The organism is Phenylobacterium sp. (assembly GCF_035309685.1).
Taxonomy (GTDB): domain Bacteria; phylum Pseudomonadota; class Alphaproteobacteria; order Caulobacterales; family Caulobacteraceae; genus Phenylobacterium.
In genome coordinates, this window is the sequence record NZ_DATGEX010000015.1 from 1 (window position 1) to 25,681 (window position 25,681).

Genomic DNA, 25,681 nt, shown 5'->3' on the forward strand with positions numbered 1-25,681 from the left:
GGTCTGGGCGGCCTCCTTGTCGCCAGTCTTGGCGCGCTTATCGAGGTTCACGACCCGCTTCTCGAGGCTCTCGAGGTCGGCCAGCATCAGCTCGGTCTCGATGATGTCGAGGTCGGAAATGGGGTCGATGCGGCCCTCGACGTGGGTGATGTCGTCGTCGACGAAGCAGCGGGCGACGAAGGCCACCGCATCGCAGTCGCGGATATTGGCCAGGAACTGATTGCCCAGGCCCTCGCCCTTGGACGCGCCGCGCACCAGGCCCGCGATATCGACGAAGTTGATCCGCGCCGGGATGATCTCCTTGGAGCCGGCGATCTCGGCCAGTGCGGCCAGGCGCGGCTCGGGCACCGCCACGTCGCCGGTGTTGGGCTCGATGGTGCAGAACGGATAGTTCGCGGCCTGGGCCGCCGCGGTCTGGGTGAGCGCGTTGAACAGGGTCGACTTGCCCACGTTGGGCAGGCCGACGATGGCGACTTTCAGGGCCATGGGGTCTTTCGGATCGTGGAGAGGCTAGCGGTCGGGCGACCTAGCACGCGCGCGGCGTTTGCGACAGGGGAGGCGGGCTCAGCCAGACCCCAGCGGCCCGGACGGACCGCGCCTTAAGTTCAGGGCTATCCGGCAATCTGAAGATTGCCGGCTATCACTCCCCTCCACTTTCTCTGATCGTCATGGCCCTTGTCCGGGCCACCCATGATCTCCGCGCGCGCCGCAGATGGCGCAGCGCCGCAGTGCGCACCCAGCGCCTCGGTGATCATGGATCCCCCGGACAAGCCCAGGGGATGACGAACGAGAGGGGGCGGAGCCTACGGCTTGGACAGCGGGTCCGGCTTCATGGTGTCGAGGTCGACGGGCACGGAGACGTGCTCCTGCACGATGAGCCACTTGCCGCCGACCTTGCGGTAGACGTCGGTCACCCGGACGACCAGTTCGGTCTTGCCGCCGTCCTTGGCGGTGAAGTGGGAGTCCTGGATGCTGTGGCCGTAGGCGACGTCGCCGGCGACGGTGATGCTGAGGTCGCTGAGCGCAAAGCTCACCGGCCCCGGGAAGCCGGCGAACAGGTCGTCCCAGTCCTTCTTGTAGGCGGCCCAGCCGACGTACTGGCGGGGCGGGACGACGTCGAACACGAACAGCCCCTCGTGGGTGTAGTAGGACATGATCTTCCTGACGTCCTTGGCGTTGAAGGCGGCGGCGAAGCCGCGCTCCAGGGCCTGGATCTGGGCCTTGTCACTAGGCCCGGCCGCGGGCGCGGCGGCCGCCGCCGGCGCGGGGGCTTCGGCCGCCAGGGCCGCGCCGCTCAGCGCCAGCGAGATCGCCACGGCGCCCGTCAGAATCTTCAGCTCACGCATGACCTGTCCCCCTTTTGATGTTCCGCCAGTTGGGCGGGATGAGATGGTGGACCGCGTATCGCCGTTATCAAGTGCATATTTTTGACGGCCGCCGCTCCGAGCCCGCGGATGTTCAGCGGCGCATTGGCGGTCTAGGCTCACCGCAAACAACAGGCGGGGACACGATGGGCAGGGGCAAGAGCGTTTGGGCGGCCGCTGGACTGATGGCGCTGGGCCTGGGACTGGCGCGATCCGCGAGCGCGGCGGCCATGCCGCAGGTGAAGGCGCCGCCCGCCGCGGGATCACCTTTCTTCAGCGCGGGCGCCTTCGACCTGAAGAGCCTGGGTTACGTGGAAGAGGAGTTCCTCATCTCCGGGACGGCGACCTCCTACAAGCTGACCGCAGAGCCGACGGCCGACGGCGCCTGGGCGGCCAAGCCCGCCGAGACCGCGCCCTACGCCACCCGCGTCGTCGTGATCCGCCCCGCCGATCCCAAGGCCTTCAAGGGCACGGTGGCGGTGGAGTGGCTGAACGTCACTGGCGGCCTCGACGCCGGCCCCGACTGGACCTACAGCCACCGCCAGATGCTGCGCGCCGGCATGGCCTATGTGGGGGTCTCCGCCCAGAAGGTGGGCGTGGAGGGCGGCGCCAGCCTGGGCGGCGGTGGCATGCCGCTGAAGAAGGCCAATCCCGCCCGCTACGGGACCCTGGCGCACCCCGGCGACAACTTCTCCTTCGATATCTTCTCGCAGGCCGGCGAGGCGGTGAAGTCGGGCGCGGTGCTGGGGCCGCTCAAGGCCAAACACGTGCTGGCGACGGGCGAGAGCCAGTCGGCGGTGTTCATGACCACCTACATCGACGCGGTCGATCCGATCGCCAAGGTCTACGACGGCTTCTACGTCCACTCCCGGTTCGGGGGCGCGCCGCCGCCGGAGACCGCGTCGATGCGGGCGGGGCCGAACACCCCCGGGCTGAGGGGCGTGAAGTACCGGCCGAACCTGCGCGTGCCGGTGATGACGCTGATTTCCGAGACCGATCTGATCGGCAGCGGCCTGTCCGGCTATTGGGCGGCGCAGCAGCCGGACAACGACAAGCTGCGCATCTGGGAGATGCCGGGGACGAGCCACGTGGACAACTACATGTTCTTCGTCGGCGGCCACGACGACGGCCACGCCAGCGCCGCCGAGCTCGCCCCCTACTGGAAGCCGAACGACGCCCTGTTCGGCGCCAAGATGGCCAAGCCGATCAATTCGGGGCCGCAGCACCACTATGTGGCCGAAGCCGCGCTGGCGGCCCTCGACCGCTGGGTGGCGGACGGCAAGGCGCCGCCCAAGGCCGCGCGGCTGGAGTTGAACCCGCCGGACAAGGAGGGCGTCCCGCCGGCGCTGGCGCTGGACGGCTCGGGCAACGCGCGCGGCGGCATCCGCACGCCCTGGGTCGATGCGCCGACCGCCAAGCTCTCGGGTTTCGGCAACTCCGGCGGACCCTACGGCTTCCTGGTGGGCTCGACCCAGCCCTTCGACGCCGCGACGCTCGCCAAGCTCTATCCGGGCGGCAAGACGGACTATCTGAAGAAGTTCGACGCGTCGCTGAGCGGCGCGGTGAAGGCGGGCTTCATCCTGCCGGCCGACCAGGCGGAAATCCGCGAGCTCGCCGCGGCGGGTTGGCCGGGCGCCTGAGGGGCGCCCGTTCGGAAGCAGAGATTCCAGTCGAAATAAACGGTTGCACGCCTCGCTCGGCGGGTGCTGGCTCGTCGCTGAGCAACGAAAAGGGGCGGGCCATGGCGACCTTTCAACTCAACGGCCGGTCGGTGACGCCGAAGTCGCCAGACGACGCGCCGCTGCTCTGGGTGATCCGGGACGAGATCGGACTGAAAGGGACCAAGTTCGGCTGCGGGGTGGCCCAGTGCGGCGCCTGCACCGTGCATATCGATGGCAAGGCGACCCGCTCCTGCGTGACGCCGCTGGCGGCCGCAGCCGGCAAGTCGGTGACCACCATCGAGGCGCTGGACCCCAAGGGCGCGCACCCGTTGCAGGCGGCCTGGATCGAGCTGCAGGTCCCGCAGTGCGGCTACTGCCAGTCGGGCCAGATCATGCAGGCGGCCTCGCTCCTGAAGACCACGCCAAATCCGACCGACGCCCAGATCGACGCGGCGATGAACGGCAACCTCTGCCGCTGCATGGCCTATGTGCGGATCAAGAAGGCCATCAAGCTGGCCGCCACCCGCATGCAGGGAGCGCGCGCATGAACCGGATCGTCCAGCCGGTGGGCCCGGCCGAATCCCTTGAGGCGCTTGCAACCTCGCGCCGCAGCTTCCTGATCGCCGCCGCGGGCGCCGGCCTGATGTTCAGCTTCGCCGGCGGCGTGGGCGAGGCGCAGGCGGCGACCGGCTACGCGCCCACGATCTGGTACAGCATCGATCCACAGGGCGTGGTCACCGTGAACGTCATCCGCTGCGAGCTGGGCCAGCACGTGGGCACGGCGATCGCGCGGATCGTCGCCGAGGAGCTGGAGGCCGACTGGTCGAAGGTGCGGTTCGACCACGTGGATTCCGATCCCAAGTGGGGCCTGATGGTCACCGGCGGCAGCTGGTCGGTGTGGCAGTCCTTCCCGCTGATGAGCCAGGCGGGCGCGGCCGGCCGCATCGCGCTGATCGACGAGGGCGCACGGCTGATGGGCGTGCCCGCGGCGTCGTGCTCGGCGCGGGGCAGCGTGGTCAGCGGCGGCGGCAAGTCGATCAGCTACGGCGAGATCGTCGCCAAGGGGGAACTGAAGCGCAGCTTCACGCCCGAGGAGCTCGGCAAGCTGCCGATCAAGCCGGCGTCGGAGCGGCGCCTGATCGGCAAGCCGGCGGCGGCCCGCGACATTCCGGCCAAGACCAACGGCACGGCGGTCTACGGCCTGGACGCCGTGGTCGACGGCATGGTCTACGCGCGGCCCAAGCTGCCCCCGACCCGCAACGACTCCAGCGTGGTCTCCATCGACGACAGCGCGGCCAAGGCGGTGCCGGGTTATCTTCGCGCCATCGCGCTGGAGGACCCGTCGGCCACCGTGCCGGGTTGGGTGATGGTCTATGGGACTAGCTTCGTGGCCGCCAACCGCGCCGCGGACCTGGTGAAGGTCACCTGGAAGAGCGGCCCCAGCGCGACGGTCTCGGAAGCCGATATCCAGGCCCATGCCGCGGCCCTGATCGCCGACCCGAAGGCGGGTTCGCTGGTGGTCGCGGACAAGGGGGTCGACGCGGCGTTCGCGTCGGCCAAGAAGAAGCTGGAGGCGACCTACACCACCTCGACCGCGCTGCACTTCCAGATGGAGCCGATCAACGCGCTGGCCTTCGAGAAGGACGGGGTGTTCGAGATCCACACCGGCAACCAGTGGCAGTCGCTGGTGCTGCCGTGGCTGGCCAAGGCGCTGGGGCGGCCGGAGGACAAGATCGTCATGCGCTCCTACCTGCTGGGCGGCGGGTTCGGGCGGCGGCTGAACGGCGACTATGCGGTGGGTGCGGCGCTGGCCTCCAAGGCCATCGGCGGGAAGCCCGTGAAGATGGTCTGCACGCGGCCCGACGACTGCCGGTTCGACAGCCCGCGCTCGCCTTCCGTGCAGGTGGTGAAGATGGCGTTCGGCGACGGCGGCAAGGTCCTCGCCATGGACCACGCCGCCTCGGCCGGCTGGCCCACCGAGGTGATGGCGCCCTTCTTCATGCCCAAGGGCGAGAACGGCGTCGCCTACGATCCCTTCGCGATCAACGGGGCGAACCACTGGTACAACGTCGGCGCCCAGCGGGTGCGGGCGGTCTCCAACGACCTGGCCAACAAGACCTTCCGGCCGGGGTGGCTCAGGTCCGTGGGGCCGGGCTGGACCAACTTCGCCGTGGAAAGCTTCATGGACGAGGCGGCCCATTCGGTGGGCAAGGACCCGGTCGCCTTCCGCCTGGCCTTGCTCGACGCCAGCGGCCGCAATTCCGGCGTGGCGGATGGGCCGAGCGCCATGGGCGGCGCCAAGCGGCAGCATGCGGTCGTGGCGCGCCTGGCCGAGGTTTCGGGCTGGGGCAAGCCGCTGCCGGCCAATACCGGCCTTGGCATGGCGACCACATTCGGCCAGGAGCGCGACATGCCGACCTGGACGGCGTGTGCGGCGCGCGTCCACGTCGACCCGGCCACCGGCAAGGTGAAGGTCGAAAAGCTCACCCTGGTGATGGACGCCGGGACCATCGTCAGCCCGGACGGGGCGCGGGCGCAGGTGGAGGGCTCGGCGCTCTGGGGCATGAGCCTGGCGCTGTTCGAGGGCACCGAGTTCAAGGACGGCCAGGTGAAGGACACCAACCTGGGCGCCTACACCCCGCTGCGGATGGCCGACGTGCCGGAGATCGAGATCGTCTTCGTCGACAGCGCCGAGGTTCCGGTGGGCCTGGGCGAGCCGGCGACGACGGTGGTGGGCCCAGCCATCGCCAACGCCATCTTCGCCGCCTGCGGCGCCCGGGTCCGCGACCTGCCGATCCGGCCCAAGGCGGTGCTGGCGGCGATGAAGACGAAGGTCTAGGGGGCGGAGGTTAGCTGGCGCGGGAAGACCCAAGGGCTCGACCGCTCATCGGCAGTCTGCAGCTTAAATCTCATGTCGGCCAGTCTGCCTTGGGGTCTCGGCTTCTCAAGGACGCGCGGAACGCGCGCCGCCCTGCGGCGGCCCCAAGGGGCCGTCCTTGACAAGCCGAGACCCCAAGGCTCGCATCTAACCATGAGGTTTAAGGCGTGGTGGCGTCGGGGCGACGCGCCGTCAGATAAGAAAGTCGCTACGAGATGAGTCGTGACGCGGTCGAATTGCTCTTGCTGATTCTACTCTGCGGTTTCTCCGGTTTTGCCCTCAGGCGGCGCGACGTTTGGCGCCGGCGCCGTTACTTGATGGGCGGGATCTGGCTTCTGCTCGGGGCAGCTCTGCTCGTCGCGGTCGGCTTCTAGTCAAGCCTTACCGCAGCGCGCTGGCCGCCAGGTCGCGCCAGGTCTGGGCTTCCTTGCGGAATTGACCTTTGAGCTTGGTCATGCGCTGGTCGAGTTCGCGGACGACGTCGCGGGCTTCATCCTTGCGGCCGGCGTGGGCCATGAAGGCGGCGTAGCGGGCCAGCGCCTCGAAGCCCGGCATGCGCTCGCTGGCCCACTGGAACGCGCGGTCGGCTTCGTCGGTGCGGCCGAGCGCGTCGTAGGCGCGGGCCATGGCCAGCGCGGCGGGCGGGGTGCGGCCGTGGGCGGCGTCCTCGCCGAGCTTTTCCAGCGTGGTCAGCGCCTCGGCGGCGCGGCCGAGTTCCAAGAGAGCCTTGGCGCGGCCGAGCAGCAGGGCGGGGTCGTCGGCGTGGACGCCTTGGGCCGCGGCCGCATAGAGCGCCTCGGCCTCGGCGTAGTGGCCCAGGTGCGCGGCGGCGTGGGCGAGGCGGCTCTGGTTGCGCACCGTCGGCGTCTCGGCGTGGGCCAGCTTGGCCTCGCGGTACTCGCGGTTGGGGTCCAGCGTCTCGCGTGCGGCGCGGCTGACCTTCTGGGCGGTCGTCCCGCCGAAGATGTCGGGGACTACGTTGAGGAAGAAATAGACCGCCCCGCCGATCGGCTGGAACATCAGGATGATCCACAGCCAGAAGCTGTCGCGGCCGGTCTTCACCGCATGCCAGCAGAGCAGCACGGCGACGACCAGGGAGACGAGGAAACCGGAGATCAGCATCTAGTGTCCGCTCTCCTGGCCTCGGGCCGCCTTGCGCGGATCGACCTTTTCCGCCGGCGCGAGGCGCATGACCTCGGTCTGGTACTTCTCGTCCTCGCCGGCCGCCAGCAGGGGCGCGGAATCGGCCAGCGCCTGGATCAGCGGCTCGACCCACTTGAGGTCGGCCTTGTGGAAGCCGGAGAGCACGTGGCCGTGCACCAGCTCCTTCTCGCCCGGATGGCCGGTGCCCAGGCGGGCGCGGCGGAAGTAGGGGCCGATCTGGGCGGCGATCGAGCGCACGCCGTTGTTGCCCGCCGCGCCGCCGCCGGCCTTCATGCGGAAGCGGCCGGGCGCGAGATCGATCTCGTCGTAGAAGACGATCAGGTTTTCAGGCTCGATCTTGAAGAACTTCAGCGCCTCGCCGACCGCGCGGCCGCTCTCGTTGTAGAAGGTCTGGGGCTTGAGGATCAGGGTCTTGACCGGTCCCTCGGGCGTCGGGATCGCGCCCTCGGCGGCGAAGCCCTGGAAGCGCGAGCGCCAGGGGCCGAAGGCCCAGCGGCGCGCGATCTCGTCCACGGCCATGAAGCCGATGTTGTGGCGCGTCTTGGCGTAGGTCGGTCCGGGATTGCCCAGGCCCGCGATCAGCAGCATGCGCAAACGCTCCGATCGAAACCGGAGCGGCGGGACTACTCCTCGCCGCCCTCTTCAGCCGCGGCCTCGGCGGCGGCTTCAGCCACGGCGCCTTCGGCGGTCGCCGCGTCGGCGGCTTCGTCCGCGTCGGCCATGGAGGACGCGCTGGCGACGGTCGCCACGGTGGCGTTGGCGTCGACGGCCGCTTCCACGCCTTCCGGCAGCTTCAGGTCGGACACCCGCACCGAGGCGCCGATTTCCAGGCCGGTCAGGTCGACGACGATCTCTTCCGGGATGTGGTCGGCAAGGCAGGAGACCAGCACTTCGTGCAGCACGACGTTGAGCGTGCCGCCGCGCTTGAGGCCCGGCGACTCTTCCTGGTGGGCGAAGTGGACGGCCACGCCGATCTTGATCTTCTGGTGGGCGTCGACGCGGTAGAGGTCGAAGTGCGTCGGCACGTCGGTGACCGGGTGCATGTCGACGGCCTTGGCGATCACCGGCTGGCTCTCGGCGCCGTACTTCAGCGTGACGAGGTGGCCCAGGAGCTTGCCCGTATAGAGCGCCTTCTTGAACTCGTTCATCTTCACGGAGATGGCGACGGGATCCTTGTCGCCGCCGTAGAGGATGCCGGGGACCAGGCCTTCGCGGCGGGTGTTGCGGGCGTTGCCGGTGCCGGTTTGCTCGCGCACTTCAACGTTCAGAACGATATCGGCCATGGCCATGCCTCAGAAACGAAACCGCCGCGCGACGCGCGCGCGGCGAGGGAGTGTGGGCCCAGTTGGGCCGAAAGGTGCGCGTAGATACACAAAAGCCCGTGTCCGCGCAACGGTCGGACGGCTGAATTCGTGAGCTCAGATTGGGGCCTTAGTTCTTGGAACGCTTCTTCGCCTTGGCGCGCGCGCTGCTGTTGGCCTGGGCCTCTTCCAGGGCCGCGGCGTCGGCGGCCTGGCGCCGGCTGTCGACCGGCTCGGCGACGCCAACGCCCTTCATCAGGCATTGGCCGGTGTCCTCCAGCGCATGCTGGCCCAGGCAGAAGACGTCCTCGTAGTGCGGTCTGGCCACCGCCAGGCACTGGTAGAGATTGAGCTTGGCCATGTTCAGGCAGAGCGCGCCGTCGGGCTCGGCCAGGATCGGCATCACCTGGCCGAGGCTGCGGTCATCGGCGTAGCCGAGCGCGGCGAGGGCCGCGACCGCCAGGCTGTGGATCACCTCGGAGGTATAGGGCGGCTCGGCGGACTGCGGGGTGAGGCCCATCTGGCCGGGGCCGGCGACGGCGGTCTGCAGGCGCTGGGTCTCGGCGATTTCGCCCAGGCCCGCCTGGGAGGAAAGCTCCTTGGCGAGCGCGAGACGGCCGTCGCGGCCGGGCACGTCGCTCTTCGACCAGGCCTGGTGCTGCACGTCGTAGGCGGCCTTGTGGACATTGCGGCCCTGATCGAGGACCTTTTTGCCGTCTTCGCCCAGGGCGGCGATCACCAGGCCCGCGGCGCTGGCGGAGCCGGCGAAGCCCACGGCGTAGGCCGGGTCCTTCATGATCTCATAGGCGACGGTGCGGCGCTGCTCGGGGTCGCCGACGTATTTGCGGACGCCGGCCACATAGGCCGGATCCTGCAGGGCGACGACCGCGCCATAGGCGATGGCGCCGCGCAGCAGGGCGCCGGGCTCGTAGGCCTCGCCGGTCTTCAGGCTCTGGGCGACGTCGGCGCCGTTGGCGAAGTTGGTCGAGATGCCGCTCGCATGCGCCACATAGGCGCGGTAGGCGGCGGCCTGCTCGATGACGCGGGGCGACAGGCTGACCGGCGGGACGACGGCGGCGACGGGCGCGGGCGGCGGCGCAGGCGGCGGGGCCGGCGGCGGCGCGCTCGAACAGGCGGCCAGCAGCGTGGTCAGGGACAGAGCCGCGCTGGTCAGCGCGATGGCGAACGGCCGGCGGCGGTTGGGCGTTACGGAGGTCATCGGGAAGCCTTCCCCAGGGACGCGTGGCGTCTCAACTTAAAGATTCGTCCCCCGACGAGAGTGGACTCGCACAGTAAACGCTTGCTGAGCAAGCGTGGCCGCACGAACAACCCTTCTCAGTCGAACAGTTTCGACACGCTTTCCTCATTGGCGATGCGGCGGATCGCCTCGCCGATCAGCTTGTCGCAGCTGACATAGCGGATCTTGCCGCCTTCGGTGGCCCGGTCCGGCGGCGAGATGCTGTCGGTCATCACCAGCTCCTTGAGGATCGAGGCGTTGACCCGCTCCACCGCCGCGCCCGACAGCACCCCGTGGGTGACATAGGCCGAGACCTCGGCCGCGCCATTGTCGATCAGGGCCTGGGCGGCGTTGGTGAGCGTGCCGCCGCCGTCGATCATGTCGTCGAACAGGATGCAGCGGCGGTCCTTGACGTCGCCGATGATGTTGGCGACCTCGCTCTTGCCGGGGCCGGTGCGGCGCTTGTCGACGATGGAGAGCTCGGCGTTCAGGCGGGTCGCCACGGCCAACGCCCGGACCACGCCGCCGACGTCGGGCGAGACGATCATCAGCTCGCTGGTCTTCTTGTGGTTGTCCTTGATGTCGGCGGCCAGGATCGGCGCGGACAGCAGGTTGTCGGTGGGGATGTCGAAGAAGCCCTGAATCTGGCCGGAGTGCAGGTCCATGGTCAGCACCCGGTCGGCGCCGGCGCGGGTGATCAGGTTGGCGACCAGCTTGGCCGAGATCGGCGTGCGGCCGCCGGTCTTGCGGTCCTGCCGGGCGTAGCCGAAGTAGGGCATCACCGCGGTGATCCGCTTGGCCGAGGCGCGTTTCAGCGCGTCGATGCAGATCAACAGCTCCATCAGATTGTCGTTGGCCGGGTAGCTGGTGGACTGGATCACGAAGACGTCCTCGCCGCGGACGTTCTCGTCGATGGTCACCCAGACCTCGTTGTCGGCGAAGCGTTTGACCTGGGCCTTGGTGAGCGGCAGGTCGAGGTGCGAGGCGACAGCTTCCGCCAGCGTGCGATTGGAGTTGCCGGCCAGCAGCTTCATCGTAAGCCCCGCGAGACGAAAAGCGATTATGGCCGGGCTTGTAGCAGGGGCTGGCGGCGAGTCTAGCGTTGGACGACGTCCCTCCTCTTTAGGGGAGGGTGGCCGAGGCGAAGCCGAGGTCGGGTGGGGAAATGTGGGCCGGCGTGCTGACCTCGCGGTTGAGCGCGACTCCCCCACCCGTCTCGCTGCGCTCGCCACCCTCCCCTAAAGAGGAGGGAAATTCAGGACGTGAGAACAATTGCTGAGAGCAATCTTCCATAGTCCGGTTCGCCGGTCTTGAAGGCGCGTCGGTTGGAGAAGAAATCGTCCGCCTCCGCACAGGTGTCGTGGCCGATCCACTCGGCGCCCTCGACGCCGGCGGCGGTCAGGCGGGCCAGCACGAAGGCCGGCAGGTCGAACATCCGCTTCTCCGGCGAAGCGCCCGGTTTGAAGAAGTCGCCATAGGCCGGATCGAAGTGCAGGAAGCGCTCGAGGAACTCGACGCCGACCTCGTAGGACCTGGGCCCGATGCAGGGGCCCACCGCCGCGCGGAGGCGATTGCGGTCGGCGCCCAGGCTTTCCATCCGCGCCACGGTCGCCTCGACGACGCCGGTCAGCGCGCCCTTCCAGCCGGCGTGGCAGGCGGCGACGACGCGGGCCTGCGGATCGGTGAACAGCACCGGCGCGCAGTCGGCGGCGAGCGCGCCGCAGACGACGCCCGGCGTCGCGGCCACCACGCCGTCCGCCTGCGGCGGCCCCGCCGGCCAGGGGCCGTCGGCGACGAGCGCGGTGGCGGAATGCACCTGATAGGCGGTGACGATCTCTTCGGCGCCAAGGTGGGCGGCGCAGCGGCGGCGGTTCTCGATCACCGCGTCGGGGTCGTCGTTGGAACCCAGGCCGACGTTCAGGCTGGCGTAGATCCCCTGCGAGACGCCGCCCCTGCGGGTGAAGAAGGCGTGGCGGACGCCCGGCACGTCGAGGCGTTTGGAGGTGAGGACGCTCAGCGCGGTCATGGCGTCCCATCCATAGCTTGAGTCCCCGGAGGCCTAGTCTTCAAAGGCCGGCGGCGTCCAGCCGGGGGAATGAATGGCGCAGACCTTGAAGAGTTCACCCATTTCGTCGGCGGCGATCAGGCGGGTGAGCTGGCGGCCGATCCGCCCCGTTCGCCCGGGGGAGGCGCGGACCAGGGCCTCGGCGCGCGCGCCGATCCCCATGCGGGCGAGGAAGTCGGCCTGGGTGAGGATCGCGGCGTCGACGCCCTCGGCGCGGGCGGCGGCCATCACCGCCGGGAAGTCGGCGTGGACGGTGAGGTCGGCCTCCCCTGGCCGATCCAGCGGATCGACCTTTTCGTGGCGGCGCAGCGCCTGCAGGGTGTCGCCGAAGCCGGGTTCGGCGCGGCCGTAGTCGATCAGGAGCGCCGCGCCGCCGTCGGCGGCGATGCGGGCGCCGAGCTGGGCGCCGAGCGCGGCCTGGGGCGCGGACTGCTCGAAGACCTGGCCGGGCTGGGCGTCGGGGAGCAGGGCGCCGGCCGGCGTGGAGGTCAGGCCGAACGCCAGCTCGCCGTCGGCGTCGAGGCCGACCACCTGCTCGGACCAGCCGATGGCGGTGCGCACGAACTGGCGGGCCGGCAGGCAGTCGAGCAGTTCGTTGGCGATCAGGATCGTCGGCGCGCCGCCGGGGACCTCGGCCAGGCTCGCGGCCCAGCGCACGCGCTCCCCGAGCCCGTCGGCCTGCAGGGCGCGCAGCGGCGGCGAGGTCTCCACCAGCCAGACGTCGGCGGCCTCCAGGAAGCCTTCGGCATGGCGGACGGTCTTCAGGATGTCGCCCATCAGGGTCCCGTCGCCTGGGCCCAGCTCGATCAGGCGCAGCTCGGCCGGCCGGCCCATCAACTCCCAACTGGCGGCGGCCCAGACGCCGATCAGCTCGCCGAACATCTGGCTGACCATGGGGGCGGTGATGAAGTCGCCGGTCTCGCCGATGGCCGGACGCATGGCGTAGTAGCCGAAGTCCGGGTCGTGCAGGCAGGCGGTCATGTACTGGGCGACGCTGATCGGGCCGCCGGCCGCGATCAGGGCGCTCAGCCGGTCACGCAGGCTCATCAGCCGCCGCCTGGCGCTTTCAGGGCCGCAGGCGCCAGGTGGGCTTCTTCCAGCGCGATGGCCGGCGGCAGGGGTTCCTTGAGGCCGCGCCAGATCAGCCAGGCGCCGATCAGCACCATGGGCGTCGACAGCATCATCCCCATGGTCAGGCCGAGCGGGAAGACCGGCATCCAGCTGTCCGGCGCGCGGACGTTTTCCAGGGCGATGCGGATCAGGCCGTAGCCGACGAGGAAGGTCCCCATCACCACGCCGCGGCGGTTCAGCCACTTCTTGCCATGCGTCGCCCAGCGCAGGACGCAGAACATCAGGACGCCCTCGAGGGCGGCCTCATAGAGCTGGCTCGGGTGGCGCGGCAGGGGGCCGGCGTCGGGGAAGACCATGCCCCAGGGAACCGTGGTCGGGCGGCCCCACAGCTCGCCGTTGATGAAGTTGGCCAGGCGCACCAGGAAGCCGCCGATCGGCTCGGCCGCGACGATCAGGTCGCCCAGGCGCAGCGCGTCGAGCTTCTTGAAGCGCGCGAAGGCGAGGCCCGCCAGGAAGACGCCGATCGCGCCGCCGTGGAAGCTCATGCCCCCGTGCCAGGTCTTCAGGATCTCGACCGGATCGGTCCAGATCAGGTTGGTGCGGTAGAACAGCACGTCCCCCAGCCGGCCGCCGACGATGACGCCGAAGGTCAGCCACAGGATCAGGTCGTCGATCTGGTCGGGCGTGGCGGTCGGCGGGCGATGGGTCCAGAGCTTGCCGTTGCGGACCATGCCGACCACATAGCGCCAGCCCAGCAGGATCGTCGCCACATAGGCCAGCGCGTACCACCGGATCGCGAAGGGCCCGATCTGGACCAGCACCGGATTGATGTCGGGGAAATGCAGCAGCGGACCGCTCCAGCGTTAAGGTTGCCTCACGCTTTAGAGGAGAAGCCCTTCGCTTTCACCCCTCCAGGCCCATATAAGGGGCCTTCGGCGGACCCCTTGCCCGCCGTTCAGAGTACGAGATGCAGACACAGAATCCCTTCCTCGACGAAATGGCCAAGCTGTCGACCGCGGCCATGGGCCTGGCCCAGGCGGCCGGCGAGGAGGCCAAGGCGGCGTTCCGCGCCCAGGCCGACCGGATGGCCGCCGAGTTCGACCTGATCCGCCGCGACGATTTCGAGGCGCTGAAGGCCGAGGTCGCGGCGCTGCGCGCCGAGGTCGAGGCCCTGCGCGGCGCAAAACCGACCGCCAAGGGGTCAGCGGCCAAGCCGAAGTCAGGCGCCAAGGCCTGAAAACCCACCTGCACACAAGAATGTGGGCGGCTGGGCGGAAGAACCGCATGACGGTCTTCGCCCGAAGCAGCTTAGTTTCAGTATCGCAGGCGATTCGGGGGCGGCCGTCTGCTCCCCGCCCGCTGCGAAAGGATCGTTATGGACACCAGCCCGTCTGACGACAGCGTCCAGCTTGGCGCCGATCCGCTCGATGTCGTTGAGCATGTGCTCGCGGCGGAAAACCTCCCCTTCGACCGCACCGAGGATGGCGATCTCGCCTTCTCCCTGGCCGGCGACTGGAAGGATTACGAACTCTGGTTCGCCTGGCGGCCGGAAGGCGACTGCCTGCAGCTGTGCCTCAGCATGGACCTGACCATCCCCACGGAACTGCGCGCCGGCGCCCAGGAGCTGATCGCCCAGGTCAATCCGCGCGTGTGGCTGGGCCATTTCGAACTCTGGGAAGACGGCGAGGTGATCTTCCGGCACGGCATGGCGCTGATGACCGGCGAGCAGCCGAGCCTGGCCCAGGCCGCCGCCATGATCGACGTGGCCGTGGAAGGCGCCGACCGCTTCTACCCGGCCTTCGATTTCCTGGCGAAGGGCTCCAAGTCCCCGGCCGAGGCCATCGCCGCCTGCATGTTCGAGACCGTCGGCGAGGCCTGAGGGCTTCGATCTGATTTGAGAGATTGGGTGCGGCCCTTTAGGGTCGCCCCATGATCACGCCCATCCTCTTCCTCGGCGCCGGCAATATGGGCGGGGCGATCGTCGAGGGCTGGCTGAAGGCGAAAGCCTTCGCCGCAAGCGATCTGATGATCGTCGACCCCCGGCCCGGCAAGGCGGCGCTGGCGGCGCAGGCCGCGGGCGCGGCGCTCAATCCCGACAGGGGCGAGTTCGCCAGGGCCCGCACCGTGATGGTCTGCGTCAAGCCGCAGATCTGGCGGGAAGCCGCGGCCATGTACGCCTCGTGGCTCTCGGAAGACGCGGTGGTGGTCTCGGTGGTGGCGGGCGTCGGCACGCGCGATCTGGCCCAGGAGTTCGGCGGCCGGGTGGTGGCGCGGGTGATCCCGACCACGGCGTCGGCGATCAACCGCGGGACCGCCAGCCTCTATGCCGACGACCCGGCCGCCATGAGCCGCGCGCATGCGCTGTTCGAGCCCTTAGGGACCGTCGTCGACATCCTCGACGAGAACCAGATGCACGCGGCGACCGCGGTCTCCGGCTCCGGCCCAGCCTATCTCTATGCCTTCATCGAGAGCCTGGAGGCGGCGGGGGCCGCGACGGGGCTCGCGCCGGCCGACGCCAGCCGCCTGGCGCGGGCGACGATCATCGGGGCCGCGGCCCTGCTGGCGCAGAGCGGCGAGGAGCCGGCGGAGCTGCGCCGCCAGGTGACCTCGCCCAACGGCACCACCGAGGCGGCGCTGAACGTGCTGCTGGGCGAGCACGGCCTGCCGTCGCTGATGCGCGAAGCGGTGGCGCACGCGCTGCGGCGCTCGAAGGAGCTCGGCGGCTAGTGAGCCGGACGGCGCGCCCGGCGGTTGAGGTCGTCGGCGTGGTGGCGGCGCTCAAGCGCCATCTGACGCCGGGTCCGGTCCCGACCGAGCCGTTCCGGATGATCCTCTGGGAAAACATCGGCTACCTGGTCGACGACCCCAGGCGGCGCGAACTGTTCGATGGCTTCGAGGCGGCCATCGGCCTCGATCCGGCGGCTATCGCGGCGGCGAGCGACAACGAACTCCTGCCGCTCGCCAAGCGCGGCGGCATGCGGCCGGAGACCCGCGTCGAGCGCTGGCGGACGATCGCGCGGATCGTGCGGACCCAGGCCGCCGGCGACCTGGACGCAGCGCTGCGCGCCCTGCCGCTCGCCAAGGCCCGCGCGCTTTTGAAGACCTTTCCGGTGATCGCCGACCCTGGCGCCGACAAGATCCTGCTGTTCGCCGGCATCGCGCCTCGGCCGGCGCTGGAGTCCAACGCTGTGCGGGCTCTGGCGCGGCTGGGGTTCTTCCAGGAGCAGGCGTCTTACGATCGGTCCTACAAGGCGGCCATCGCCGTGCTGGTCGAGGGCGGGCGACCCGACGGCGCCTGGCTCATCGAAGCGCATCAGCTGCTGCGCGAACTCGGCAAGACGACCTGCAAGCGCGGCGAGCCGATCTGCGCGGCCTGCCCGGTGGACGGCCTCTGTGCGCATGCGGCGGTGAAGGCCCTCTAGTCTTCGGCGCGTCCGACCTTGCGGCCGCGGACCAGCAGGGTGGCGCGGCGCGGGGAGTGGACGATCTCGCGCTGGCGGACCTGCAGGCCCAGCGCCTTGAGCATCTCGACCGCGGCCTTGGCGGTGGCCGCGCCCTTGCCCGCCGGCTCGAGACGGCCATCCGCGCGGAAATCGCGGATTGAGAGCAGGAGGTCGCCGCCGGGCTTCAGCACGCCGGCCATCTCGGCGAGCGCGCGCTCCCGGTCCGGCCACAGGTGGAAGGAATTGACCGCGAAGACCACGTCGAACCGCTCGTCCGGGAACGGCAGGTCGCCGGCGTCGCCCAGGCGCAGGTCGAGCGCGGCGTCGCCCCGGCGGCCGTTCAGCCGGCGTTTGGCGCGGGCCACCATCAGCGGCGAGTGGTCGATCCCGGCGACCAGGCCGAGCGGGCGGCTCATGGCCAGCATCTCGAGCGCGTGGCCGGGGCCGAAGCCGACCTCCAGCACGGCCGCGCCGGGCGGCGGGTCCAGCGCGTCCACCGTCGCGCGGTTCTGGGCGGCGTTCAGGCTGCCCATCAGCCAGCCCATGACGACGCCAAAGGCGCCGCGCGGTTTCGCCGCCTGATGCATGACCGGTTCCATCGTATCGCTCATGCCCCTAGTCGCCGCGGGGCCGGCAAACGGATGCGCCGCGGTTAACCGGGGAGGCGCACCGCCGCGCGCAGGCCGCCGAGCGGCGAGCGGGAGAGCGTGATGTCGCCGCCGTGGCCGCGGGCGACGTCGCGGGCGATGGCCAGCCCTAAGCCCACGCCCTTGGAGTTCTGGTTGCGGGCCTCGTCGAGCCGCCCGAACGCCTTGAAGGCCTCCTCGTAGCGGTCCTCGGGGATGCCGGGCCCGTCGTCGTCGACGAAGATCTCGACGCCGCCCTGGGCGCGGACCTGGGCGGCCACCTCGACGTGCTCGCCATGGACAGCCGCGTTCATGATCAGGTTGGAGAGCGCGCGTTTCAGGGCGTTGGGCCGGACCGAGGCGGTGAGCTCAGGGTCGGCGGCGACGGCGACCTGGGCTCCGGCCCTGAGCGCGCCTTCGCTGACCTGTTCGAGCAGGGCGCGCAGATGGACGGTCTCGGCGGCTTCCCCGCCCTCGCCGCGGGCGAAGGCCAGGTACTCGTCGATCATGTGCTCCATCTCGGCGAGGTCGGCCTTCATGGCCTCGTTGCGCTTGGAGGGCTCGTTGAGCGCCAGCGCCAGCTTCAGGCGGGTGAGCGGGGTTCTGAGGTCATGGCTGACCGAGGCGAGCAGGGTCGTGCGCTGGTCGATGTGGCGCTGGATGCGGCCGCGCATGTCGAGGAAGGCCGACGCCGCGCGGCGCACCTCGCGCGCGCCCTGCGGCTTGAAAGCGACCACGTCGCCGCCGCGCCCGAAGGCCTCGGCGGCGTTGGCCAGGCGCTCGATGGCCTTCACCTGGTTGCGGATGAACAGGATGGCGATGGCGGTCAAGAGCACGGTCGCCACGGTCATCCAGAGGACGAAGATGTGGCCCTGGGTCGCGAAGGCGCGGTCGCGGGGCGCCAGGATCCGCATCACCCCGCCACGCACCGCCACCCGGATGTCGACGTAGGCCGGGTAGCGGGTGGTGTCGAACCAGAACGGCTGGTCGAGGCGCTGCGACAGCGCCTGCTGCATCGACTGGTCGATGGGGACGAAGAGCGCGTGGTGGGTGCGGTCGGGCAGCGCGCGGCCGGGCTGCAGGGCCACCGACAGGCCCATGGAGTCCTCGGCCCGCTTGGAGATCCTGGCGAAGGAGGCGGGGCTCGGGTCGTCCTGATAGCTCTCGACCGCCCAGGCGACATCGCCGGCCAGGCCCTCGGAGAGGCGGCTGGTCACCGTCTCCCAGTGGGCGTTGAAGAACACGTAGGTGACGGCGATCTGCATGATCGCCACCGGCAGGACGATGATCAGCAGCGAGCGGCCGAACAGGGTCTTCGGCATCTGCCGCTTGATCCAGCGGCCGATCACGCGTGGGCGTCTCGCCATTCGCTAGTCCGGAGCCAATCGGTAGCCGATGCCGCGCACGGTCTGCAGGTAGCGCGGCGCCTTGGGGTCGGCCTCGATCTTACGCCGAAGCCGGGTCACCTGCACGTCGACGGCGCGGCCGGAGGGATCGACCGTGTCGCGGGCGAGTTCCAGACGCTCCACCGGCTCGTGCGGCGTGCGCGCGAGCTGGCGCAGCAGGGCGACCTCGGCCTCGGTGAGCTTGGCGGGTTCGCCGTCGATGGTGAGCTCGCCACGGTCGGGGTCGAAGCTGCAGCGGCCCATGATCAGCGGCCCGCCCTGTGCGGGGCGGTCGGAGGCGCGGCGCAGGATCGCCTCGATGCGCAGCAGCAGCTCCTCCGGCTCAAAGGGTTTGGCCAGATAGTCGTCGGCGCCCAGCTTGAGGCCTTCGATGCGGCTGGCGGACTCGCCCATGGCGGTGAGCATCAGGACCGGCGTGCGGCCGGCCGGCCCCTTCTGCTCGCGCAGCCACCGGGTGAGCGAAAAGCCGTCCTCGCCCGGCATCATCACGTCGAACACCGCCAGGTCGAAGTCGAGCGTCCCGATCAGCTTGCGGGCCGGCGCGCCGCCGGACGCCGCGGTCACCCGAAACCCCGCGCGGGCCAGGTATTCCTTGAGCAGCTCGCGGATGCGGTCGTCGTCGTCGACGATCAGCAGATGGCGGGCGCGGACCGGCGCGGTGGCAGGCGCGTTCATAGCCAAGCTCCTAGGGGGCCCAGTCCATTTTGTTTGACGGGGCTGCGCCGGGAGGGTTCTAGAGGAGGTTCAGGAAAGGAGGTCACCCTCTCATGTCTATCGTTCCCTTCGACGACCGCGATGGTTGGATCTGGCTGGACGGCCAGTTCGTGCCCTGGCGCGAGGCGACGGTGCACGTACTGACGCACGGCCTGCACTACGCCTCGGCCGTGTTCGAGGGTGAGCGGATGTACGGGGGCGAGATCTTCGAGCTGACGGCGCATACCGAGCGTCTGTTCAAGTCCGCGGAGATCATGGACTTCGAAATCCCGTTCACGGTGGCCCAGATCGACCAGGCCTGCAAGGACACCTGCGCCAAGAACGGCCTGACCGACGCCTATGTGCGGCCGATCGCCTGGCGGGGCTCCGAGATGATCGGGGTCTCCGCCCAGAACACCAAGATCCACGTGGCGGTCGCCTGCTGGGACTGGCCGAGCTATTTCTCGCCAGCCGAGAAGGCCAAGGGCATCCGCATGTGCTGGGCCAAGTACAAGCGCCCCTCGCCGGAGACCGAGCCGGTGCACGCCAAGGCCGCCGGCCTCTACATGATCTGCACCATCTCCAAGCACGCCGCGGAGAAGGACGGCTTCACCGACGCCATGATGCTCGACTACCGCGGCTACGTGGCGGAGAGCACCGGCTCGAACGTGTTCTTCATCCGGGACGGGGTCATCCATACACCGACGCCGGACTGCTTCCTGAACGGCATCACGCGGCAATCGGTGATCAAGCTGGCCAGGTCCAAGGGTTTCGAGGTGATCGAGCGGCACATCCGGCCCGAGGAGCTGATCGATTTCACCGAGTGCTTCGTCACCGGCAGCGCCGCCGAGGTGACGCCGGTGGCGCAGATCGGGGAATATACGTTCACGCCCGGCAATATCTCGCTGAGCCTGGCAGACGACTATTCCAAGATGGTCCGGCGCGAGCTGGTGAGCGCCTAGGCGCTCACCAGACCCAAGGCGTTTGGCTAGACCGCCCAGCCGTAGGGTTGGGCGATCGGCCGGCCCTCGGCGAGGCGCACCGCGCCGACGATGCAGCGGATCATCGCCCACAGCCAGGCCAGGAAGCAGATCACGCCGCCGGCCCAGGCGATCGGGATGCCGATCAGGATGAAGCTCAGAGGGATGCCCACCCCCACCAGCGCGCAGCCGATCAGGAAGCCGACGAGCGCCGTCCAGAAGGTGCGGATCTGATAGGTGTAGTGGCTGGCGTTGGCCGGGCCGGCGCTGCTGCGCAGCACATAGGCCATGATCAGGCCGATGATCAGCGTCAGGCCGTGGAACAGGCCCAGGATGTAGAGGGCGTAGACCACCGCTGGCATGGCGCGGTCTTCGTAGATGACGCCGGGATCGCGGTCGTATTGGTAGGTCATCAGAGGTGCTTGGCCCCTTGCAGGTGACCCCAATTCCGGATCCAGGTCCCCGACCTGAACTCACCAGGGTCAGGTCATATGTTGGCGCCGAACGGCGTTCCCACAACAATAAGCTTTTGTAATTCAGTCGGAGACGACTGTGATCTCGACGCCGGCGGCCACCGCGTCGGGCGCCAGCGCCAGGGGTTTCTCGACCCGCACTCGGGCGCGGGTGACCCGCGGATCGGCGAGGCAGGCCTGGGCCAGGCGCTCGGCGAAGGTCTCGACCAGCTCGATGTGGCCGCCGCCGGCGATCTCGCGCGCCGCCGCCAGGATGGTCTCGTAGTTGAGGGTTTCGGAGAGCCGGTCGGCGCGGGCGGTGGGCACGTCCAGCTCCACATCGACCACCAGCGGCTGCTTGCGGCCGATCTCGTGCTTGTAGACGCCGATCTCCGCCTGGACCTTCAGGCCGGTGACGAAGACGCGGGTCATGACGCTGCGGGTGGTCATCAGGGTCGCCTGGCCAGGTGCTGGCCGGCGTCGACGGCGATCATCTGGCCGGTCACGGCGGTGGCGTCGATCAGGTAGCGCAGGGCATGCGCGATCTCCGCCGGGCTGGAGGGCCGCTTGAGCAAGGTGGCGGCGACCTCGGCGTCGAAGGCCGCCTGGTCCTGGTGCACCGACGGCAGGCTGGGGCCCGGGCCGATGCCGTTGACGCGGATGCGCGGGCTGAGCGCCTGGGCCAGCATCCGGGTCGCGTCCCACAGCGCGGCCTTGGAGAGCGAATAGGAGAAGAACTCGGGGCCCAGGTTCAGCACCCGCTGGTCGAGGATGTTGACGATCAGGCCCTCGCGGTCGGCGGGCAGGCGGCGCGCGAACACCTGGGCCAGCACCAGGGGCGCGCGCAGGTTGGTCTCCATGTGGGCGTCCCAGGAGGCCCGGTTCATGTCGGCGAAGGTGTCCTCGTCGAAGACACTGGCGCAGTTGACCAGCAGGGTGACCGGTCCGAGCTCCGCCTCAGCCTCGCCGACCAGGGCGACGGTGGCCGACTCCTTGCGAAGGTCGCAGGCGAGGATGGTCGACTTGCGGCCCCGCGCCCGCACCTCGGCGGCGGTGGCCTCAGCCTCGTCGTCCATGGCCCGGACGTGGATGGCGACGTCGAAGCCCGCGTCCGCGGCGGCGGCGGCCAGGGCGCGGCCGATGCGGCGCGCGCCGCCGGTGATCAGGGCCGCGCCGCGTTCCCCCATTAGTCGAACCGCTTGAAGTCCAGGAAGTTCAGCGCCCCGAACAGAACGACGACGACGGCGATGGCGACGAGGGCCATGGTTTGGCTCCGTATGAAAGGTCTTCCCGGGCTTTATCGGCGGCGAGGCTGCGCCGCAAGCTCGGGCCTGCGCCGGCGCGCTCTTCGGATGGCCGGTCGAGCGCCGATTGGGTCATCGACTAAGGTCATTCTGGGGCTTTTAGGGAATCTGTCTTCCCCACTTACCGCCGATCACTAAAATGGGCGGCGAAGCCAGACGGGGACCTCCCGGCCGGCCATCCGCCAGAACCGAACGATCCCGGGAGGACGTCATGCGCGAGTACCTCAAATTCTACATCGACGGTAAGTGGGTCGAGCCCGTCGAACTGAAGACGCTCGACGTCGAGAACCCGGCCACCGAAGAGGTCGCCGGCAAGATCGCGCTGGGCTCGGCCGCCGACGTGGACAAGGCCGTCAAGGCCGCCCGCAAGGCCTTCGCCTCGTGGTCGCAGACCAGCCGCGAAGAGCGCCTGGAAGTGCTGGGCCGCATCCTGGCCGAATACCAGAACCGCTTTGGCGACCTGGCGACCGCGGTCACCGAGGAGATGGGCGCGCCGTCCTCGCTGGCGCAGCGGGCCCAGGTGCCGATCGGCATGGGGCACCTCTCGACCGCCATCGAGATCCTCAAGACCTTCAAGTTCGAGGACGACCGCGGCCCGACGATGATCGTCAAGGAGCCGATCGGCGTCTGCTCGTTCATCACGCCCTGGAACTGGCCGCTGAACCAGATCGTCTGCAAGGTCGCCCCGGCCATCGCGACGGGCTGCACCATGGTGCTGAAGCCCTCGGAAGTGGCGCCGTTCTCCGGCCAGATCTTCGCCGAGATCATGCATGCGGCGGGCGTGCCGGCCGGCGTGTTCAACCTGGTGCACGGCGACGGGCCGACGGTCGGCGCGGCGATGTCCAGCCACCCTGACGTGGACATGGTCTCCTTCACCGGCTCGACCCGGGCCGGCATCGAGGTCGCCAAGGCCGCGGCCCCGACCGTCAAGCGCGTGGCGCAGGAACTGGGCGGCAAGAGCCCGAACATCGTGCTGGACGACGACGCGTTCGCGAAGGGCGTCGGCCGCGGCGTCGCCTCGATGATGCCGAACTCCGGGCAGTCCTGTAACGCGCCCTCGCGCATGCTGGTGCCGAAGACCCGCATGGACGAGGCGATCACGGTGGCCCGCGAGGCGGCCGCCGGCGTGACGGTCGGCGACCCGAACGGGAACAGCCAGTTGGGGCCCGTGGTCAACAAGACCCAGTTCGAGAAGATCCAGAAGCTGATCCAGTCCGGCATCGACGAGGGCGCGACCCTGGTGATCGGCGGCACGGGCCGGCCCGAGGGCCTGGACAAGGGCTACTATGTGAAGCCCACGGTCTTCGCCAACGTGACCAACGACATGACCATCGCGCGCGAGGAGATCTTCGGCCCGGTGCTCTCGATCCTGGGCTACGACAGCCTCGATCAGGCGGTCGATATCGGCAACGACACCGAGTACGGCCTGGCCGCCTACGTCCAGGCGGGCGACATCGAGAAGGCCCGCGGCGTAGCCCGCAAGCTGCGCGCCGGCCAGGTCTCGATCAACGGCGGCGGCGGCGACCTGATGGCGCCGTTCGGCGGGTACAAGATGAGCGGCAACGGGCGCGAGTGGGGCGACTTCGCCTTCCACGAGTTCCTCGAGGTGAAGGCCATCCTCGGCTACCAGCCGAAGCAGGCCGCGGAGTAAGGATCGCTCAGCGCTCATCCCTCCTCTTCAGGGGAGGGATGGCCGCGCAGCGGCCAGGGTGGGGGAGTCGCGTTCAAGCTCCGAAGTCGGAGATTTGGCTCGTAAACCCTCACCCGTCCGAGGCTTCGCCTCGTCCACCCTCCCCTAGAGAGGAGGGATGAAAGGTGTCCCATGTCCGCGCTCGACCCCGCATTCCAGGCTCTCGTCGAGGCCCAGGCCAAGCAGGCGGCTGAACAGCCCTTGCCGCCGCTGGACCAGCTGCCGCCGGACATGGTCCGCGCGGGCTATGTCATGCAGCGGCAGAGCCAGGACCAGAACGCGCCCAAGGACGTGGAGACGCGGGATTTCGCGATTCCTGGGCCCCACGGCGACATTCCTGTGCGCCTCTACGCGCCGGCCGGCGTGGCGACGCCCAGCGGTCTCCTAGTCTACTACCACGGCGGCGGATGGGTGATCGGCGACCTCGACACCCACGACGGCCACTGCCGGCGGATGGCGGCCTGGGCCGGCTGCCGGGTGATGGCGACGCACTATCGGCTGGCGCCGGAAAACCCGTTCCCGAAGGGGCATGACGATGCCTTGGCCGCGGTGACCTGGGCCTTCGATCATGCCGGCGAGATCGGGGTGGACGCGAAGCGCATCGCGGTCGGCGGAGACTCGGCGGGCGGCAATCTCGCGGCGTCGGTGGCGCTGGACCTGAAGGACGACGCCGCGCGTCAACTGGCGTTCCAGCTGCTGCTTTATCCCGCCACGACGCCGGACTGGAAGACGGAGTCCCGCAAGACGCTCGACGGGCCGATCCTCAGCTTCGAGGCCATGCGCTGGTTCGAGAAGCTGGTGGCGGCGGTCGGACACCCGCAGATGCACCGGATGGCGCCGGGCGACGCGGAGGACCTGGAGGGCGCGGCGCCGGCGCTCGTCGTCACCGCCGGCCACGATTGCCTCAAGGACGAAGGCGCGGCCTATGCCGAGCGGTTGAAGGCCGCCGGGGTCGCGGCGCGGCACGTGGAATATCCCAGCCTGCCGCACGACTTCTACATCATGGCCGACGTCTCGCCGGCGGTCGTGGAAGCGGCCAAGGAGACCGCCGCGGCGCTGAAGGCGGCGATCGGCTAGTCCTCGTCGCTGACGCGTTTCCGCTGGGCCCAGGCGAGCACGGCCATGCCGGCCAGCGTCGAGGCGAGCGAGCCCACGACCACCCCGATCCGCACCTCGGCCTGGGCGGCGGCGTCGCCGAGCGGGAAGGCCAGCTGGCCGATGAACAGGCTCATGGTGAAGCCGATGCCGCACAGCATCGAGAGGCCATAGAGCTCGATCCACTTGGCGCCGGTCGGGCGCCTGGCGAGCTTGAGGCCGATGACCAGGGCCGAGGCGCCGAACACCCCGATCTGCTTGCCGAAGAACAGGCCGGCGGCGACGCCCAGCGCGACGGGCCCGAAGATCTCCGGCAGGCCGATGCCGCGGATCGAGAACCCGGCGGCGACGAAGGCGAAGAGCGGCAGGATCAGGAAGGCGACATAGGGGTGCAGGCCCTCCATGAAGTCCTCCAGCACGCCGGGCCGGCCGGGCTTGCGCGGCTCCAGCGGGATGGTCGCGGCCGCGGCGACGCCCGCGAGCGAGGTGGAAATCCCCGACTTCAGCATGAAGCCCCAGACGATCACGAAGCCCAGGGCGTAGAGCAGATAGGGCGCACGCCGCCAGCTGCCCAAGAGGCCCATGCCGGCCAGGCCGACGAGCGCGCCGGCCAGCTCGAAGATGCGGAAGTGATGGGTGAACAGCGCCCCGATCAGGCCGACCGCCCCCAGGTCGTCGACGATGGCCAGGGTCAGCAGGAAGACCCGCAGGTTCGGCGGCAGCTTCGGCCCCGCGACGGCCAGGGCAGCGATGGCGAAGGCGATGTCGGTGGCGACCGGCACGGGCCAGCCCTCCGGCCGCACGCCCGAAAAGCCGGTCATGTTGATCGCGAGATAGACCAGCGCCGGGCCCAGCATGCCGCCGAGCGCGGCGATGATCGGCAGGGCCAGGCGGCGCGGATTGGCGAGCTCGCCGCGGACGATCTCGTATTTGATCTCCAGGCCGACCACGAAGAAGAACACGGCCATCAGCCCGTCCTTCACCCAGTCGACCACCGGCAGGGTCTCGGTGAAGGCGCCCAGCTGGACGGTGAAGGGCTCGGCGATAAAGCCGAAATAGAGGTGCGCCCAGGGCGAGTTGGCGAGCGCGATGGCGGCCAGCGCGGCCGCCGCCAGGATCGCGCCCGAGGCGCTCTCCGTCTTCAGGAAATCCAGCGTCATACGCTTGGCCATGGCTTCGGTTAGCATGGCCTCGCGCCCACCGCTAAGGTATCCGGACACGGGCGCCCAAAAGCGGTGACGGAGGGACGAG

General features: G+C 69.7%; 27 protein-coding genes. 10 read left to right on the forward strand and 17 right to left on the reverse strand.

Annotated elements, in window-relative coordinates; genetic code table 11:
- A partial coding sequence (locus VKQ35_RS03860; protein WP_324358738.1) for a GTPase occupies positions 1-486 on the reverse strand: 486 nt, incomplete at its 3' end.
- 317 nt (positions 487-803) lie between these two features.
- Positions 804-1,346 carry a YybH family protein gene (locus VKQ35_RS03865; protein ID WP_324358739.1) on the reverse strand — a complete coding sequence of 181 codons (543 nt, stop codon included), beginning with the start codon at positions 1,344-1,346 and terminating at the stop codon, positions 804-806.
- A 164-nt stretch (positions 1,347-1,510) separates the two neighbouring features.
- On the opposite strand from VKQ35_RS03865, the gene VKQ35_RS03870 reads away from it, so the two are divergent.
- From VKQ35_RS03870 to VKQ35_RS03880, 3 genes are all read left to right on the forward strand, one after another.
- On the forward strand, positions 1,511-3,004 hold the full coding sequence (locus tag VKQ35_RS03870; RefSeq protein ID WP_324358740.1) for an alpha/beta hydrolase domain-containing protein: 1,494 nt from the start codon (positions 1,511-1,513) through the stop codon (positions 3,002-3,004).
- A 101-nt stretch (positions 3,005-3,105) separates the two neighbouring features.
- On the forward strand, positions 3,106-3,573 hold the full coding sequence (locus VKQ35_RS03875; protein ID WP_324358741.1) for a (2Fe-2S)-binding protein: 468 nt from the start codon (positions 3,106-3,108) through the stop codon (positions 3,571-3,573).
- Complete coding sequence (locus VKQ35_RS03880; protein WP_324358742.1) at positions 3,570-5,864, forward strand: xanthine dehydrogenase family protein molybdopterin-binding subunit; 2,295 nt, start codon at positions 3,570-3,572, stop codon at positions 5,862-5,864. Before VKQ35_RS03875 ends, VKQ35_RS03880 begins: the two co-directional genes overlap by 4 nt.
- A gap of 420 nt (positions 5,865-6,284) precedes the next feature.
- Here VKQ35_RS03880 and VKQ35_RS03885 read toward each other — a convergent pair whose 3' ends face one another.
- The 8 genes from VKQ35_RS03885 to lgt all read right to left on the reverse strand — a co-directional run bounded on the left by VKQ35_RS03885 (position 6,285) and on the right by lgt (position 13,586).
- Positions 6,285-7,025 carry a tetratricopeptide repeat protein gene (locus VKQ35_RS03885; RefSeq protein WP_324358743.1) on the reverse strand — a complete coding sequence of 247 codons (741 nt, stop codon included), beginning with the start codon at positions 7,023-7,025 and terminating at the stop codon, positions 6,285-6,287.
- On the reverse strand, positions 7,026-7,655 hold the full coding sequence (gene pth, locus VKQ35_RS03890) for an aminoacyl-tRNA hydrolase (protein ID WP_324358744.1): 630 nt from the start codon (positions 7,653-7,655) through the stop codon (positions 7,026-7,028). It abuts the gene before it with no gap.
- Positions 7,656-7,690: 35 nt separating this feature from the next.
- On the reverse strand, positions 7,691-8,350 hold the full coding sequence (locus tag VKQ35_RS03895; RefSeq protein ID WP_324358745.1) for a 50S ribosomal protein L25/general stress protein Ctc: 660 nt from the start codon (positions 8,348-8,350) through the stop codon (positions 7,691-7,693).
- 148 nt (positions 8,351-8,498) lie between these two features.
- Complete coding sequence (locus VKQ35_RS03900) at positions 8,499-9,587, reverse strand: hypothetical protein (protein ID WP_324358746.1); 1,089 nt, start codon at positions 9,585-9,587, stop codon at positions 8,499-8,501.
- Positions 9,588-9,703: 116 nt separating this feature from the next.
- On the reverse strand, positions 9,704-10,639 hold the full coding sequence (locus VKQ35_RS03905; protein ID WP_324358747.1) for a ribose-phosphate pyrophosphokinase: 936 nt from the start codon (positions 10,637-10,639) through the stop codon (positions 9,704-9,706).
- 221 nt (positions 10,640-10,860) lie between these two features.
- A complete protein-coding gene (gene pgeF, locus VKQ35_RS03910; RefSeq protein ID WP_324358748.1) occupies positions 10,861-11,631 on the reverse strand; it encodes a peptidoglycan editing factor PgeF in 771 nt (256 codons plus the stop codon).
- Positions 11,632-11,664: 33 nt separating this feature from the next.
- Positions 11,665-12,717: a class I SAM-dependent methyltransferase gene (locus VKQ35_RS03915; protein ID WP_324358749.1), complete on the reverse strand. Its 1,053-nt coding sequence runs from the start codon at positions 12,715-12,717 to the stop codon at positions 11,665-11,667.
- Positions 12,717-13,586: a prolipoprotein diacylglyceryl transferase gene (lgt, locus tag VKQ35_RS03920; protein WP_324358914.1), complete on the reverse strand. Its 870-nt coding sequence runs from the start codon at positions 13,584-13,586 to the stop codon at positions 12,717-12,719. Before lgt ends, VKQ35_RS03915 begins: the two co-directional genes overlap by 1 nt.
- Positions 13,587-13,708: 122 nt before the next feature.
- Between lgt and VKQ35_RS03925 the strand changes: the two genes are divergently transcribed.
- From VKQ35_RS03925 to VKQ35_RS03940, 4 genes are all read left to right on the forward strand, one after another.
- The gene (locus VKQ35_RS03925) at positions 13,709-13,978 is read left to right on the forward strand and encodes an accessory factor UbiK family protein (RefSeq protein WP_324358750.1); all 270 of its coding nucleotides are present in this window, start codon (positions 13,709-13,711) and stop codon (positions 13,976-13,978) included.
- A gap of 138 nt (positions 13,979-14,116) precedes the next feature.
- Entirely contained in the window at positions 14,117-14,620 is a 504-nt protein-coding gene (locus VKQ35_RS03930) for a YbjN domain-containing protein (RefSeq protein WP_324358751.1), read from the forward strand.
- Positions 14,621-14,673: 53 nt separating this feature from the next.
- The gene (gene proC / locus VKQ35_RS03935; protein WP_324358916.1) at positions 14,674-15,468 is read left to right on the forward strand and encodes a pyrroline-5-carboxylate reductase; all 795 of its coding nucleotides are present in this window, start codon (positions 14,674-14,676) and stop codon (positions 15,466-15,468) included.
- Entirely contained in the window at positions 15,468-16,163 is a 696-nt protein-coding gene (locus VKQ35_RS03940; protein ID WP_324358752.1) for a hypothetical protein, read from the forward strand. The genes proC and VKQ35_RS03940 overlap by 1 nt, the downstream gene beginning before the upstream one ends.
- On the opposite strand, the gene VKQ35_RS03945 is transcribed toward VKQ35_RS03940, so the two are convergent.
- From VKQ35_RS03945 to VKQ35_RS03955, 3 genes are read right to left on the reverse strand one after another with little or no spacing between them, the layout of a single operon-like run.
- A complete protein-coding gene (locus VKQ35_RS03945; protein ID WP_324358753.1) occupies positions 16,160-16,795 on the reverse strand; it encodes a class I SAM-dependent methyltransferase in 636 nt (211 codons plus the stop codon). The genes VKQ35_RS03940 and VKQ35_RS03945 overlap by 4 nt on opposite strands.
- Positions 16,796-16,836: 41 nt before the next feature.
- Positions 16,837-18,177 (reverse strand): ATP-binding protein, encoded by a 1,341-nt coding sequence (locus VKQ35_RS03950; RefSeq protein WP_324358754.1) that lies wholly within the window; start codon positions 18,175-18,177, stop codon positions 16,837-16,839.
- Between the two features lie 3 nt (positions 18,178-18,180).
- Positions 18,181-18,891 (reverse strand): response regulator transcription factor, encoded by a 711-nt coding sequence (locus tag VKQ35_RS03955; protein ID WP_324358755.1) that lies wholly within the window; start codon positions 18,889-18,891, stop codon positions 18,181-18,183.
- A gap of 92 nt (positions 18,892-18,983) precedes the next feature.
- Between VKQ35_RS03955 and VKQ35_RS03960 the strand changes: the two genes are divergently transcribed.
- Positions 18,984-19,871: a branched-chain amino acid aminotransferase gene (locus VKQ35_RS03960; protein WP_324358756.1), complete on the forward strand. Its 888-nt coding sequence runs from the start codon at positions 18,984-18,986 to the stop codon at positions 19,869-19,871.
- Positions 19,872-19,897: 26 nt separating this feature from the next.
- Here the strand turns inward: VKQ35_RS03960 and VKQ35_RS03965 are convergent, their stop codons facing one another.
- The 3 genes from VKQ35_RS03965 to VKQ35_RS03975 all read right to left on the reverse strand — a co-directional run bounded on the left by VKQ35_RS03965 (position 19,898) and on the right by VKQ35_RS03975 (position 21,528).
- Positions 19,898-20,302, reverse strand: coding sequence for a hypothetical protein (locus VKQ35_RS03965; protein WP_324358757.1), 405 nt, complete (start codon positions 20,300-20,302; stop codon positions 19,898-19,900).
- A gap of 123 nt (positions 20,303-20,425) precedes the next feature.
- Complete coding sequence (gene folB, locus VKQ35_RS03970) at positions 20,426-20,791, reverse strand: dihydroneopterin aldolase (RefSeq protein ID WP_324358758.1); 366 nt, start codon at positions 20,789-20,791, stop codon at positions 20,426-20,428.
- Positions 20,791-21,528: an SDR family oxidoreductase gene (locus VKQ35_RS03975; RefSeq protein ID WP_324358759.1), complete on the reverse strand. Its 738-nt coding sequence runs from the start codon at positions 21,526-21,528 to the stop codon at positions 20,791-20,793. The genes folB and VKQ35_RS03975 overlap by 1 nt, the downstream gene beginning before the upstream one ends.
- Before the next feature lie 328 nt (positions 21,529-21,856).
- Here VKQ35_RS03975 and VKQ35_RS03980 point away from each other — a divergent pair, with 328 nt between their 5' ends.
- On the forward strand, positions 21,857-23,296 hold the full coding sequence (locus VKQ35_RS03980; RefSeq protein ID WP_324358760.1) for an aldehyde dehydrogenase family protein: 1,440 nt from the start codon (positions 21,857-21,859) through the stop codon (positions 23,294-23,296).
- Positions 23,297-23,467: 171 nt separating this feature from the next.
- Positions 23,468-24,412 carry an alpha/beta hydrolase gene (locus VKQ35_RS03985; RefSeq protein WP_324358761.1) on the forward strand — a complete coding sequence of 315 codons (945 nt, stop codon included), beginning with the start codon at positions 23,468-23,470 and terminating at the stop codon, positions 24,410-24,412.
- Here the strand turns inward: VKQ35_RS03985 and nhaA are convergent.
- Positions 24,409-25,617, reverse strand: coding sequence for a Na+/H+ antiporter NhaA (nhaA, locus tag VKQ35_RS03990; protein WP_324358762.1), 1,209 nt, complete (start codon positions 25,615-25,617; stop codon positions 24,409-24,411). The genes VKQ35_RS03985 and nhaA overlap by 4 nt on opposite strands.
- Positions 25,618-25,681: the final 64 nt, after the last annotated feature.

What these genes read in the sequence shown, in the direction of transcription:
- VKQ35_RS03865 (WP_324358739.1), bottom strand. Translation starts at nt 1,346, where the DNA reads ATGCGTGAGCTGAAGATTCTGACGGGCGCCGTGGCGATCTCGCTGGCG.
- VKQ35_RS03870 (WP_324358740.1), top strand. Translation starts at nt 1,511, where the DNA reads ATGGGCAGGGGCAAGAGCGTTTGGGCGGCCGCTGGACTGATGGCGCTG.
- VKQ35_RS03875 (WP_324358741.1), top strand. Translation starts at nt 3,106, where the DNA reads ATGGCGACCTTTCAACTCAACGGCCGGTCGGTGACGCCGAAGTCGCCA.
- VKQ35_RS03880 (WP_324358742.1), top strand. Translation starts at nt 3,570, where the DNA reads ATGAACCGGATCGTCCAGCCGGTGGGCCCGGCCGAATCCCTTGAGGCG.
- VKQ35_RS03885 (WP_324358743.1), bottom strand. Translation starts at nt 7,025, where the DNA reads ATGCTGATCTCCGGTTTCCTCGTCTCCCTGGTCGTCGCCGTGCTGCTC.
- pth (WP_324358744.1), bottom strand. Translation starts at nt 7,655, where the DNA reads ATGCTGCTGATCGCGGGCCTGGGCAATCCCGGACCGACCTACGCCAAG.
- VKQ35_RS03895 (WP_324358745.1), bottom strand. Translation starts at nt 8,350, where the DNA reads ATGGCCGATATCGTTCTGAACGTTGAAGTGCGCGAGCAAACCGGCACC.
- VKQ35_RS03900 (WP_324358746.1), bottom strand. Translation starts at nt 9,587, where the DNA reads ATGACCTCCGTAACGCCCAACCGCCGCCGGCCGTTCGCCATCGCGCTG.
- VKQ35_RS03905 (WP_324358747.1), bottom strand. Translation starts at nt 10,639, where the DNA reads ATGAAGCTGCTGGCCGGCAACTCCAATCGCACGCTGGCGGAAGCTGTC.
- pgeF (WP_324358748.1), bottom strand. Translation starts at nt 11,631, where the DNA reads ATGACCGCGCTGAGCGTCCTCACCTCCAAACGCCTCGACGTGCCGGGC.
- VKQ35_RS03915 (WP_324358749.1), bottom strand. Translation starts at nt 12,717, where the DNA reads ATGAGCCTGCGTGACCGGCTGAGCGCCCTGATCGCGGCCGGCGGCCCG.
- VKQ35_RS03925 (WP_324358750.1), top strand. Translation starts at nt 13,709, where the DNA reads ATGCAGACACAGAATCCCTTCCTCGACGAAATGGCCAAGCTGTCGACC.
- VKQ35_RS03930 (WP_324358751.1), top strand. Translation starts at nt 14,117, where the DNA reads ATGGACACCAGCCCGTCTGACGACAGCGTCCAGCTTGGCGCCGATCCG.
- VKQ35_RS03945 (WP_324358753.1), bottom strand. Translation starts at nt 16,795, where the DNA reads ATGAGCGATACGATGGAACCGGTCATGCATCAGGCGGCGAAACCGCGC.
- VKQ35_RS03950 (WP_324358754.1), bottom strand. Translation starts at nt 18,177, where the DNA reads ATGGCGAGACGCCCACGCGTGATCGGCCGCTGGATCAAGCGGCAGATG.
- VKQ35_RS03955 (WP_324358755.1), bottom strand. Translation starts at nt 18,891, where the DNA reads ATGAACGCGCCTGCCACCGCGCCGGTCCGCGCCCGCCATCTGCTGATC.
- VKQ35_RS03960 (WP_324358756.1), top strand. Translation starts at nt 18,984, where the DNA reads ATGTCTATCGTTCCCTTCGACGACCGCGATGGTTGGATCTGGCTGGAC.
- VKQ35_RS03965 (WP_324358757.1), bottom strand. Translation starts at nt 20,302, where the DNA reads ATGACCTACCAATACGACCGCGATCCCGGCGTCATCTACGAAGACCGC.
- folB (WP_324358758.1), bottom strand. Translation starts at nt 20,791, where the DNA reads ATGACCACCCGCAGCGTCATGACCCGCGTCTTCGTCACCGGCCTGAAG.
- VKQ35_RS03975 (WP_324358759.1), bottom strand. Translation starts at nt 21,528, where the DNA reads ATGGGGGAACGCGGCGCGGCCCTGATCACCGGCGGCGCGCGCCGCATC.
- VKQ35_RS03980 (WP_324358760.1), top strand. Translation starts at nt 21,857, where the DNA reads ATGCGCGAGTACCTCAAATTCTACATCGACGGTAAGTGGGTCGAGCCC.
- VKQ35_RS03985 (WP_324358761.1), top strand. Translation starts at nt 23,468, where the DNA reads ATGTCCGCGCTCGACCCCGCATTCCAGGCTCTCGTCGAGGCCCAGGCC.
- nhaA (WP_324358762.1), bottom strand. Translation starts at nt 25,617, where the DNA reads ATGCTAACCGAAGCCATGGCCAAGCGTATGACGCTGGATTTCCTGAAG.